General features: G+C 41.1%; 11 protein-coding genes. 8 read left to right on the forward strand and 3 right to left on the reverse strand.

Annotated elements, in window-relative coordinates; genetic code table 11:
- The first annotated feature begins 1 nt into the window (after position 1).
- From G563_RS0121900 to G563_RS35555, 3 genes are all read left to right on the forward strand, one after another.
- The gene (locus tag G563_RS0121900) at positions 2–3,097 is read left to right on the forward strand and encodes a putative Ig domain-containing protein (RefSeq protein WP_037327800.1); all 3,096 of its coding nucleotides are present in this window, start codon (positions 2–4) and stop codon (positions 3,095–3,097) included.
- Between the two features lie 128 nt (positions 3,098–3,225).
- A complete protein-coding gene (locus G563_RS0121905; RefSeq protein ID WP_028667193.1) occupies positions 3,226–4,233 on the forward strand; it encodes an SGNH/GDSL hydrolase family protein in 1,008 nt (335 codons plus the stop codon).
- 176 nt (positions 4,234–4,409) lie between these two features.
- Positions 4,410–5,456 (forward strand): acyltransferase family protein, encoded by a 1,047-nt coding sequence (locus G563_RS35555; protein ID WP_051211127.1) that lies wholly within the window; start codon positions 4,410–4,412, stop codon positions 5,454–5,456.
- 10 nt (positions 5,457–5,466) lie between these two features.
- On the opposite strand, the gene cysM is transcribed toward G563_RS35555, so the two are convergent.
- A complete protein-coding gene (gene cysM, locus G563_RS0121915; RefSeq protein WP_028667194.1) occupies positions 5,467–6,339 on the reverse strand; it encodes a cysteine synthase CysM in 873 nt (290 codons plus the stop codon).
- Between the two features lie 158 nt (positions 6,340–6,497).
- Here cysM and G563_RS0121920 point away from each other — a divergent pair, with 158 nt between their 5' ends.
- Genes G563_RS0121920 through G563_RS0121930 form a run of 3 tightly spaced genes read left to right on the forward strand, consistent with a single transcriptional unit; the run spans position 6,498 to position 9,196 of the window.
- Positions 6,498–8,021 (forward strand): lipopolysaccharide biosynthesis protein, encoded by a 1,524-nt coding sequence (locus G563_RS0121920; protein ID WP_028667195.1) that lies wholly within the window; start codon positions 6,498–6,500, stop codon positions 8,019–8,021.
- A 17-nt stretch (positions 8,022–8,038) separates the two neighbouring features.
- The gene (locus tag G563_RS0121925) at positions 8,039–8,542 is read left to right on the forward strand and encodes a gliding motility lipoprotein GldH (RefSeq protein ID WP_028667196.1); all 504 of its coding nucleotides are present in this window, start codon (positions 8,039–8,041) and stop codon (positions 8,540–8,542) included.
- Positions 8,543–8,566: 24 nt separating this feature from the next.
- Complete coding sequence (locus G563_RS0121930) at positions 8,567–9,196, forward strand: LON peptidase substrate-binding domain-containing protein (protein WP_028667197.1); 630 nt, start codon at positions 8,567–8,569, stop codon at positions 9,194–9,196.
- A gap of 4 nt (positions 9,197–9,200) precedes the next feature.
- On the opposite strand, the gene G563_RS0121935 is transcribed toward G563_RS0121930, so the two are convergent.
- Both G563_RS0121935 and G563_RS0121940 read right to left on the reverse strand, forming a co-directional pair.
- Positions 9,201–9,674, reverse strand: a complete 474-nt coding sequence (locus G563_RS0121935) for a nucleoside deaminase (RefSeq protein WP_028667198.1) — start codon at positions 9,672–9,674, stop codon at positions 9,201–9,203.
- Positions 9,675–9,681: 7 nt separating this feature from the next.
- Positions 9,682–10,875, reverse strand: coding sequence for an NAD(P)/FAD-dependent oxidoreductase (locus G563_RS0121940; protein WP_028667199.1), 1,194 nt, complete (start codon positions 10,873–10,875; stop codon positions 9,682–9,684).
- A 92-nt stretch (positions 10,876–10,967) separates the two neighbouring features.
- On the opposite strand from G563_RS0121940, the gene G563_RS0121945 reads away from it, so the two are divergent.
- Both G563_RS0121945 and G563_RS0121950 read left to right on the forward strand, forming a co-directional pair.
- The gene (locus G563_RS0121945) at positions 10,968–12,197 is read left to right on the forward strand and encodes a glycosyltransferase family 4 protein (RefSeq protein ID WP_028667200.1); all 1,230 of its coding nucleotides are present in this window, start codon (positions 10,968–10,970) and stop codon (positions 12,195–12,197) included.
- A gap of 42 nt (positions 12,198–12,239) precedes the next feature.
- Positions 12,240–12,689 (forward strand): PaaI family thioesterase, encoded by a 450-nt coding sequence (locus G563_RS0121950; RefSeq protein WP_028667201.1) that lies wholly within the window; start codon positions 12,240–12,242, stop codon positions 12,687–12,689.
- Positions 12,690–12,716 lie beyond the last annotated feature (27 nt).

The raw sequence follows: 12,716 nt of genomic DNA on the forward strand, positions 1-12,716 counted from the left end.
TATGACTCGCAAAAGCTTTATATACCCTATCAATTTTTGTATCCTAATACTTTTGTGGGGGGCGGTTAGTATACTTGCGCCCAATGTCGTTGCCCAAAACAGTGACCAACAACGCTACGTTGGCCTTCAGCTGCTCAATTTGGACCCTAGTCCCGAAGCCGGTCTGGACATCATTGAGGCTTCTATTCAAAACGGATGTAACCTAGTGGCTCTTACTATTCAATGGGATGAAGTTTATAAAACCGCCACTTCTGCGGGAGATTGGCGACAATACGACCGTCAAATAGAATATATCGCTAAGACCAACGCTAAAATCGCCTTGCGAATCATGGTAAATCGGCTCAGTTACCGATTAGACGGTTTTTGGACTGCCGACGAAACTATGAAAGATGACTTGGGAAGACCTCTCAATGGTGTTTATAGCCGTACTTGCTTTAGTTTTGCCCATCAGCCTACGGTCGAGAAAGCCCAACGTTTTATCCAAGAGGTATGCCAACGCTACAATACTTACCAACAGCAAGGCAAAATTTTGTATGTTTCGTTTGGGAATTTGCCAACCCAAGAATTAGGTTTCTCGCATGAAAATCAATTTGGCAACGATAAAGCCTATCTTGCCTGTTATGATTATTCTACCTCTTCTATCTCAGCCTATCGCCAATGGGCGCAAGCGCGTTACAAAACCATAAATAAGCTGAACTATCATTGCAAAACCAAATTTACGTCGTTTCAGACGCTACTTCCCCCCAATACATCTTATAATCCGCTACCTGCTTTTCGACAAAAATCTGGAAAAGATTGGTATATTTTTTTACATTCTCAACTTAAAACTTTTATCAATACAACCATCGGCAAAGTCAAAGAGATCAACAATAGTTACAAAATCGTCAATGAGTTTGGGACAGTCACCGACGATTTTTCGGCTATGCTTGTATCCTATGCCTTCAAAGATTTAGGCCAACTCGCCGACGGCAACAAAGTACACAATGACCCCTACTATAATCACCGCTGGATTACGGACGTAATGCGCTCAAACTCTACCAATAAGTGGATTCTAAACGAAGTGTTTTACTACTCTCAAACTCCCACGGATCGCTTAATTCGTCAATTTGACGAATGCTTTGAACACGGCTGTAAAATAGTGACTTTTGTAGTAGGAGCAGTAGAGCCTGCGTCAATGCAGCTATTGAGAAACATATCTCAAAAATGGCTCAATGCTCCTCTCAATGCTATTCAGGCTTCTCGCGAGATTCCTTATACCCTCACCGAAGCCTTGGATTTTTCGCTGACCAACAACCAGAAAAAATGGCAGGAACAATATGCACAAAATGCCTCTCCTATCCACATTCCTTTGACCGAAGATATTTTGAGTGAGGAATATTGGCGTCCCTTAGCGGTCAATGTTCCTCCTATCGTATCACAACCAATCGGCAACCGCGCCACCAAACCCAAGAGAAGTTTCAACTATACCTTACCTAAAGAAGTATTTTCGGATCCAGACGGCGAAATTGTCAGAATCGAGGTGCTCGAAAAACCTCAGTGGCTTACCTTCTCCAACGGCGCATTTTCGGGCACTTCTCCTGAACAATTAGGCGACTACCAAATCAAACTTAAGGCTACCGACGATGAAGGCGCAAGTGTAGAAACTACTTTTAAACTTTCGATTGTAAACGTTAACCAAAAACCCATTGTAAAAAATACTATCCCCGACTTTGAGTCACAGCTCGAACAATTAATCTATTATCAATTCTATGGGGATATTTTTGATGACCCTGACGGAACCATCGCCCGAATCCAAACTTTTGGACTTCGCCCGTGGATGACTTTTACCCCCAAAGATTTTTCGGCTTATCCGCGTGAGCAAGGTACTTTTACGATTACATTGAGGGGATATGATGAAGATAGTGCCTTTGTTGAAACTTCATTTAAGGTCAAAATTCTTAATCAGCTACCCATTGTAAAACAACCACTTCCCGTAAAGGACATTGGTATCAATCGGGCTTTTCGCTTCAAAATTCCTACTTCTATGTTTGCTGACCCTGACGGGCAAATCACCCAAATCAAGGCAGTAAACCTTCCTTCGTGGCTTACTTTCGACGCTCCAACTACTACTTTAAGAGGTACTCCTACGCAGCTGGGAGAGTATCGGGTAGGCATTAGAGCTTATGACACCGTGGGAGATTCGGTACAAACCACCTTTGTTATCAAAGTCACAGAGACTGGAACCCTCAATGCACCTCCTATTTTGAGGTACTCTATCCCAAATGCTCAATTGTTTATTACCCAACGATTTAATTATAAAATAGCCGATTCCCTTTTTTATGATACCAACGGGTATGTAGACCGAATAGAAGCACCTAATCTACCCTCATGGCTTACTTTTAAAAACAACGAACTCTCGGGGATTGCCACGACGCCTGGGTTTTTTACGGTCACAATACGAGCCGTAGATGATGACGAAACATCTACTAGCACGACTTTTCAAATAGAAGTAAAACAAGCCAAACTGAGTTTTGAACTCATACAAGCAGGCAAGGTCGGAACACGGGTAAAAATAAGGGATTTAAAAAACAATGATATCTTAACTGAAAATGCCCTCCCTCCGCGTATCACCATTTACGCAAATAGCGAAACCCTCGCGTCAAAAGTAGACTTCTCACTACGTGGGCCGTATCAAAAAAACTTTACCGCTACTCGTTTTCCATTTGCTTTATTTGACGAAGAAACGGGCTTTATGCCCATTGCGGGGCGTTATTTGCTGGAAGCTATCGCCTACAATGACTCTGTCAAGGTTAGTTCCGCCCAAATTTGGTTTACTGTCACTGCCAGCCAAGTTCTCTCCGAGTGGCAAGTCTACCCTAATCCTTTTGAAAGTGTATGTAATATCAAGCTTCCTACGGGAATAGACCCACAACATCTTCAATATCAACTAGTAAGTACTTCTGGCCAAGTGATTAAGTTGAGTGCTAGTGTTATCACCATTGTCGACGATGTCGCTTATATCAACGTAGCTTCTCTAAGCTTGCCATCGGGTACTTATGTTTTAGGAGTCTATGACAAAGAAAAGAAAATAAAGTCGATTAAAGTCCTCAAACGCTAACAAACATTCTTTCTAGAACCAAACTTCCGTAAATGTATGCCCATTAACTAATACATCACTTTTTTTTAATTTTGGCATACTTTTTGAGGGTTAGCAAACTAGATTGCTAACCCATAATATTTACGGACATGATTAAGTTCATCAAAATAGGCATTATTTGGTCTTTGTTCTTTCTTACTTATAATGGATTTTCACAGGTTCCAGGAGATTGCAATAATATTAAGTGCCCTATTATTACTGTCCGAGTAATCAAAGGGGTAGCGCCTCCTCCCCCTGATACTACTACAATTGTACCAAGCCCTTTTATCAACTTAGAAAGTGGATTGTACCCTTTCAATACAAACATCGATTTTTTATCATCGACAGTACAAAAAAACATCAGTACTAATAATACAACCTTAATAACAGAATACAAATGGGATTATGAGTCCGATTGGAATACAGGTGAACAGACAAAATTAAAAAAATCAGGGACTCTTTCTGTACGAAATAGGATAGGGAACAAAACCTCTGAAATCAAAACTTTCAACTTCAATATTTATTATAATAAAGTAATAATTGCAGGAAACAGTATAACCCAACATGGCCCATACGAACCTATAGGTTGGACTGGAGACTGGGGAATGGCCGCTTCTGCTGCTGACAAAGATTATAAATCTATTTTAGAAAACTATCTTAAAATCAATAACCCTAGTCTTACTACAAGGGTATTTCCTACCGCTCGTATCGAACACGATTTTCTTAATTATGACTTTGAACAAGCTGAAAAAGATTTTGGAGATAGTTTTAGAGAAAGTGATTTAGTCATCATTCGCTTAGGCGAAAACAACAAAGATTGGCAAATTCCGGGTAGTACTTACAAATCCGTTATGATTAGATACATCAATATGATAAAGCAGCATCCTAATGCGCGAGTTGTGATTACGAGTACATTTTGGCGAGATTATCCCAATACAGATGCCGTCTTAAGAGAGATTGCCCTCGAAAATGGCTATGATTGGGTAAGTTTGGAAGCAATTGGCAACGATAGCACTAACTACGCCTACGGCCTTTTCACCAATGCAGACGTAGCACGACATCCAAACGATAAAGGTATGAAAGCAATTGCCGATGCCATATACGAAAAAGTTAAGTAAATAATCATTGGTACATTTTACTTTTATAAGTAAATAGGCGATTATTAAATCTTATCACGCTGACATAAAGGCAAATACCTCTATCATATCAACGTGTAAAATCTTTGATTAATATGCCTAATGTGAATTTTTATCCCAAAATTCATCGCTTACAAAAGTAAAATGATACATCCTTAATGAAGCAAACAAACAACTTTGACTTTTTACGGTTTTTTGCCGCATCTCTTGTAATTGTTGGTCATGTATATCCACTCAATGCACGCCCAGATGCTATCGAAGTAGGCAGTTTAGGGCTTTTTCCCTCAGGTCATATCGCGGTATGTATCTTTTTTGTAATAAGCGGCTACTTAATAATACAAAGTGGTCTTAAAACGGCCTCTATATTTTCTTATCTATCAAAGCGGGTCTTAAGAATAATACCCGGCCTGTTTGTTTCGCTTTTATTCGTGATATTTATCATTGGCCCCATCAATACCACCCTTTCACTTCCTGAGTATTTTGGTAATATTCGTACTTATTACTTTTTAGATCATATCAAGTTGTATCCTATTTATCATGATACATTGCCCGGAGTATTTGAATCAAACCCCCATAAAAGTCCTAACGGCTCACTATGGACACTTCCCTATGAGTTTACTATGTATCTTTTTGTGATATTGGTGGTGTTTTTATATCGAAACAAATGGCATTGGTTTCTCATCAGTTTTAGCTGTTTTTTCTTATTTTTTTGCTTTTATCACCCTTATTTCCAAGGTGATAAACAACTCATGTTTATTAATTTAAACATATTTCACTTAGTAGATTTTGGGATTTATTTTGTATTGGGAATGTTGTTTTACATTTATCAAGACAAAATCCCTTTACATTGGGCAGGAGCTATATCGGCCATAGTCTTATGGCTAGGCTTGTACCCTATTGCCCAAGCAGGTTATATCCCTTTAGTAGCTATCACTTGGGCTAGATACTTTAGCATTGGTTACTTGGTTATGTATTTTGCTTTTTTGAAAGGACCGCTCAACAATTTTGGCAAAAACGGTGATTATTCTTACGGCATATACATTTATGCTTTCCCGATTCAGCAAACTATTGTTCATTTTTGGGGCGCGACCATGCCTTCGTATCAACAAATACTCTTAGCATTTGTCTTTGTGTTACCACTAGCATGGATGTCATGGCATTTCGTAGAAAATCCTTCCCTCAAATACAAATCCTTTTTTAAATAAACTCATTCGATTACCCAAACAAATCACTAGAAAGATAGCGGTCGCCACGGTCGCAAACGATAAAGACAATCACGCCTTCATCCAACTGGCCTGCTAGCTGAATCGCCGCGTGTGCGGCGCCTCCACTACTCATACCCGCAAAAACGCCTTCTACTTTGGCCAATTCTCTCGCCATATGAGTAGCATCGGCTTGTGAAACCTCCATGACAGTATCTACGCGTGAAGCATCAAAGATTTTGGGCAGGTATTCTTGCGGCCACTTACGAATCCCCGGAATACTCGACCCATCCGTAGGCTGACATCCTACAATTTGTACGTTCGGGTTTTGTTCTTTCAAAAACATCGAAGTTCCCATAATCGTCCCAGTAGTTCCCATTGACGATACAAAATGCGTCACTTCTCCGTCTGTATCGCGCCATATCTCAGGGCCAGTGGAGCGATAATGCGCCATATAATTGTCGGGATTGGCAAATTGATTGAGCATCAAATACCCACCTTCCGCTACTTTAGCATCTGCATAGTCGCGGGCTGATTCTATGGTTTCGGTCAAGATTACCTTTGCTCCAAATGCCTCCATCGTCAATACTCGCTCACGGGTTGAGTTTTTGGGCATGGTAAGCTCAATTTCAATTCCATACAAGCGGGCTATCATGGCCAATGCAATGCCAGTATTGCCACTTGTAGCTTCGATTAGTTTCATACCCGGCTTGATTTCGCCCCGCTCCACTGCACCCTTTATCATGCTATAAGCCGCGCGGTCTTTCACACTACCGCCAGGATTGTGACCTTCGAGTTTGGCCAATAATTTTACATTTGGATTGGGGTTGAGTTTTTTGAGCTCAACAAGCGGAGTATTTCCGACAAAATCTAAAAGCGTAGACATCTTTGGAGGAGTTGATTAATCAATTTGGGTTTCAAAACTAACCAGAATCATTTGTTTGTAGGTTCCTTTTTGTGAGCAAAATTTAAAAATCAATTTTTACAGCCCACAAAACCCCTCTATCTTTGACGGTTTGTTTACTTAATTGCCATTGGCTAAAAATGAGCGTACTTAAAAAACTGGCTAGCGAAACAGCCCTGTATGGATTAAGCAGCATTGTTGGGCGATTTATCAACTACTTATTGGTTCCGTTGCACACTTGGATTTTTGGCAAACCAAGTGAGCTGAGCCCTACGGTCGATTTGTTTGCCTTTGTAGCGGTCATGAATATTATCTATACGTTTGGGCTCGAAACAGGTTTCTTTCGCTATGCGTCCAAAACAGGTGAACTTCGCAAATACTATGACCAAACCCTCACTTCTGTCATTGTATTGTCGGGGGTATTGTCGTTTTCGGTGGCTTTAGGAGCTCCTGCCATTGCCCAAGCCTTAGATTATCCTGACAAAGCCCATATCATCATATGGTTGTCAGTGATTATGTTTATTGATTCCATTGTCAACATTCCCTTTGCTCGTCTGAGGTTAGAGGGCAAAGCGAAGCGATTTGTTTACGTTAAGATTGTTAATATTTTGGTAAACATTCTGCTCAATGTTTTCTTTTTAGTAATCTGTAAAGGAATTTATGAAGGATTATTTTTATTGGAATTGAGCAATGAAGTAGCCTTGATTTACAATCCCGAATGGTCGGTTGAGTATATCTTTTTGTCTAATCTTATTTCCAATGCTCTTTTTATTTGGTTATTAAGAGACTTGTTTATTGATTTTAAATTTCAGTTTGATAAGCAACTTTTCATTGAGCTTTGGAATTATTCTTTTCCAGTCATGATTTTGGGCTTGATTGGAATGATTAATACCATGACCGACCGGATGTTTCTGAAGCATCTTCTACCAAAAGGATTTTATCCAAATCGCACTTCAGAGGACGCCTTGAGTATATATGGGCAGTGCTATAAGCTTTCGATGCTCATGCAGCTTGCGGTGCAGTCATTCAAATTTGCTGCTGACCCCTTCTTTTTCTCCAATGCCCAAGACAAAAACGCTCCCCAGCTCTTAGCACTAGTGATGAAGTGGTTTGTAATTGTATGCGTGGGGCTGTGGGTAGTAGTTAGCCTCAACAACGACGTCATTGGTTTTCTCTTTTTACGTAACCAAATTTACCGCGAAGGGCTGATCGTCGTGCCTATACTTTCGCTGGCCAATTTGTTTATGGGTGTGTACTACAATCTAGCTTTTTGGTTTAAACTAACCGATAAAACCAATTTTGGTATTTTGATTTCGGGAATTGGGGCACTTGTTACTATCACCCTCAACATCTTACTGATTCCTCAACTCGGGTATATCGCCTGTGCTTGGTCGTTTTTGGCCTCTACGTTTGTTATGTGCCTAGTTTGTTATTTTTTAGGCGAAAAATACTACCCTGTTCCCTACCACGTAGCCTCTTCCTTGGGGTATATTGTGAGCGCAGGGCTGCTGATTTATGTTTCTTCTTTGTTCAAAATTTCGAACTTATGGGTGTCAGTTCCTTATCATTTAGCGTTATGTTTGTTGTATGGTATTGGAATTTTGCTTGTTGAACGGGATTCAATACCTTTGAGAATTCGTCAAAAAATCAAAATATTAGGGTAATGTACCCTTTCAATCTTATGAATTTCGTAAAACTTGCGAAGTATTTTTGTTTTGGAGTTGCCATTTTGGGCTTGTGGGTTCTACAAGGTTGCGACACAAATGCCGTCTATAAAAGCCACGACGACATCAAAGATGGTCAATGGTTTATCAAATACGAACCTACATTTACCTTCGAAATCACCGATACAACTCAAGCTTATAATGTTTACTATTTAGTCAGAAATAGCATTGGATATCCTTATTACAACTTATACGTCAAGCGGTTTTTGATTAATGAAAAAAAGAAGATCGTCAACGAAGCGCTCAATGAATTGATTTTGATGGATGAAAAAAGTGGCAAACCGCTCGGTGACGGGTTAGGAGATTTGTTTGACCACAAAATCATCGCTCTCAAAAGTTTTCGTTTCCCACACAAAGGCAAATATACTTTTAAGATAAGACAGTACATGCGTCAAGATCCTTTGCCTGAAATTTTGAGCATGGGCATTAGTGTAGAAAAAGTAGTAGCAAACGCCGAATGAGTCGCCAAGATTTGTATCATTGATATGGAAAGTTTTTTACCTTTTTTCCCCCTAAATTTGGTAGCTTATCCTACCGAAAACCTGAACTTACATATTTTCGAACCTCGCTATCGTCAGTTAATCAACGAATGTATCGAACAGAATCTGACGTTTGGGATTCCTTCTTTTATCAACAACAAACTCCCCGGCTATGGAACGGAGATGAAAATAATGAGTTTGGCCAAACGCTACGACGACGGGCGGATGGACATCAAAACCAAGGGTTTACGGATATTCAAAATTGTTACCGTCCAAAATCCCGTTCCCCACAAACTCTACTCAGGAGGAAAAATCCAATTTATTGAAGAGCAAGATAGTCCAGATGGAGTGATTTCAGAATTGTTGCTCCAACTCGACCGCCTCTACCAACTCCTTCAAACCAAAGTTGATTTTGACAGTACTCAGTATCCTTTTTCATACCAAGTTGCTCACAAAGTAGGACTCTCTCAAGAAGAAGAATACCAACTGCTGACAATGAGCTCCGAAACCGAGCGTCAACGCTTCTTGCTACATCATCTCAATAAAGTCATTCCGATTATGTCAGAAATGGAGCGTACCAAAGCTAGAATTCAGATGAATGGCCATTTCAAAAATCTTGACCCTCTTAATTTTTGAGGGCCTAGTACTCTATTCTGTCTATCTTCTGACGCCATTGCTCAAACACTGTGAGTGCTTCCTCTCTCAAACAACACTCTTGCGGAAGCTTTCGATTAGACTTGGGTGTATCAAGTTCTTGATAAATAAAAGCATCATCAAAATTGGCCGCAGCGGCATCGTCTTTAGTACAAGCATAGTAGATTTTTTGGATCCCTGCCCAATAAATAGCCCCTAAGCACATGGGACAAGGCTCGCAAGAGGTATAAATGACACAGTTGTCGAGTTTGAAACTTCCGAGTTTTTTGCAAGCTTCCCTGATTGCCACTACTTCGGCATGGGCGGTGGGGTCGTTGGTAGAAGTAACCTGATTGCAGCCTTTTGCCACTACCACACCTTCGCTTACTACTACTGCCCCAAAGGGGCCTCCTATGTCCTTTTTCATTCCTTGCCGTGCTACCTCAATAGCTTGGCGCATAAATTCGTGGTGTTGATTCATGCTATTTTTATCGTATTCTAAATAGATTCTCTAAGTCTCGTTTTCCCGTGATAATTTCAGTGGCTAGCTCTCCCAATGCTGGACCATGCTTATACCCATGTCCTGAACCTCCACCCAAAAACCAGCAATTGTCGGCTTCAGGATGCGTATCCAAGATAAAATTTCCATCAGGAGAATTTTCGTAAGGACAAACCCTGCTTTCTACCAAAGGGGCATTTTGTAAGGCCGGAAACCGATGTGCCATAAAAGCCCGCGCTTTGGCCAATACCTCTGGATGGGAGATTCGTTCGCCGTGGGTAGGGTCAAATAGCTCTCCTCTTTTATCGACGCCTACTTTAAAACCTCGATAAGCATTGCCCGGAATACCATAATAAAAGTCTTGACCATCTAAATCTATCCACACGGGCATCGTATCAAACAAGGCAGTATGCGAAGCCGGTACCCCCAAATAATACGCCTCTTGCTTGGTACAAATGATAGTCTGGTTCAATATCTCTGGAAAAAGCTGGCCCAACCACGGCCCACACGCAAACACGAAAGCATCGGCTTCGAGTTGTGTACCATCCGACAATGCTATCGCACCTAGTCGCCCGCCCTCGATAGCCTGAGGTTTTACAAAGGCCGTTTTGTATTGCCCTCCTCCTCTTACCAAAGCCTCCTGCACTGCTTGACACCCCTCTCTGGCTTTAAGATAACCTCCGTACGGGTCTAGCACTAAATGATGTAAATCGGCCGTATGAATATGAGGATAAAGCTTCGCAGCATCTTGAACAGAAATATACTGATACGACAATTGATGCTTGGTCATAAATGGCTCAGTAGCTTCAATCATACTTGGAAACTCTTCATAACAAAACCATAATACGCCCGTATTAAAAAACAAGGATTTGTTCCAACGATGCTGATGCTCGCGCCACAACTCCAATGCTCTTACATTGAGGTTAAAATAGGTTTCATTGTCACCATAAGTAGAACGAATCACTCGCGTTTCATCCCCTGAGCTTGCCCGCGAATTGCCCGGCCCCCAAGCGTCTACAAGCGTCACTTTAAAACCTGCCCTCAACAGCCACAAGGCGGTCCAGCCACCAAAAGCCCCCGCTCCTACTACCACAATATGCGACTTGGTATCCAGTAAAGGTCCTCGCCGAGGCAAACGCACAGTAGAAGATGAACGTGGTGCAAAAGTAGGTTGTGAGGGCATAACAATAAATGGAGTTGTTAGACTTAGGGATTTACATTTACTTTGAAGATTACTCAAACATACAAACAATCATACGTATTTTGACGACATCAATGAGAGTTTTACTGATTCACCAGTATTTTTTAGAAGACAATGATGGCGGCGGGTCACGCTGGAATGAAATAAGTCGGTTTTGGCAGCAAGAAGGGCATGATATTACGGTTGTAGCGGGGATGGTACACTACATGGGCAATCGACCTGCCAAATACCAAAACAAGTATTTTCATCAGGAAACCAACAGAGACGGCGTCAAAGTAATTCGATGCCACGTTTCAGAATCATACAACAAAAGCTTTTTAGGACGACTGTGGGCTTATTTTTCGTTTACGTTTTCGAGTATTTGGGGAGGATTATATTATACCAAAGGCAAATACGATGTCATTGTCGTAACCTCTCCTCCTCTTTTTGTGGGAATTACGGCCTATGTGCTTTCTGTTTTAAAACGGACTCCTTTTGTTTTCGAAATTCGGGATTTATGGCCTGAATCAGCCATCGATACAGGAGTTTTAACCAGTGGTTTTCTGATAAAATTTGCGTATTGGTTCGAAAAATTCATCTACCACAAAGCCCGATTTATCAATGTACTGACGCCTGCTTTTCGTGAGAAATTGATACACACTAAAGGTGTACCTGCCGACAAAATCTTTTTTATCCCGAATGCAGCCGATTTTTCACTTTCTGAAGAATTGCTACAAACTTTTGATGTAACATCTTTCCGAAAGTTACACCACTTAGAAAATCATTTTGTGGTCACGTATGTAGGAGCGCACGGCATCGCCAATCACCTCATTCAAGTCTTAGAAACTGCCGAGCTTCTGCGCGATACGCCTGTGTTGTTTTTGCTGATTGGGGATGGTATGCAAAAAAAGGAGCTTAAAGCTGAAGCTCAAAAGCGGAACATTACCAACGTAAGATTCATTGATTCGGTACCCAAACGCGACGTTTTCAAGTATATATTAGCGTCGGATGTGGGGGCGTCGGTTCTCAAAAAAGTAGACACTTTTAAGACCGTTTATTCCAACAAAACCTTCGATTATATGTCGTGCCAAAAACCTATTTTGATGGCCATTGATGGGGTATCTCGGCAGTTGGTAGAAGACGCGCAAGCAGGTATGTATGTAGAGCCTGAAAATCCGGTTGATTTTGCGGAGAAAATAAGATTTTACTTATCACATCCAGCAACAGTAACCACACACGGGAAAAACGGCTACCGATATGCCAAAGAAAATTTTGATAGAGAAGTATTAGCCAAAAAATATTTGGGTTATTTATCTCAGGTCTAATAGCTATATTTGCGCCCCAATTTACTGAAAATCAATAAGCCTATGAATTCAGACACTAATCCACGTTTAGATTTTTTTCGTTCACAAATCGGCAATACCATCGCCCAAAGCCCCTCACCTTTAGGCCAATGGCTCAACGGCAAACTCCTAGAAGTACAGCATGGCTCAATGACCGTCGAAATCACCATCCGAAAAGATATGACCAATCCGCTAGGTACGCTTCATGGAGGAGCCGCTGCGGCTATTATGGACGATCTCGTAGGAATGATGGTCTTTGGCTTAGGACGTGAATATGCCTACACCACCGTCAACCTCAATTGTGATTTTTTAAATGCCGCTCGATTAGGAGAAGTACTCATCGCTCATGCGTATGTCATTAGAGCCGGCAAAAACGTAATTCATTGTGAAGCTCGCATTACCAATACTGAAGGAAAAATAATTGCCAAATGTAGCACAAACATGATTCAGACAGGTGTAAAGTTGCCCTTTTAAAGTCCTTATAGTGCCACATCAGGAAGT

It is taken from the genome of Runella zeae DSM 19591, assembly GCF_000423565.1.
In the GTDB taxonomy this organism is placed as follows: Bacteria; Bacteroidota; Bacteroidia; order Cytophagales; family Spirosomataceae; genus Runella; species Runella zeae.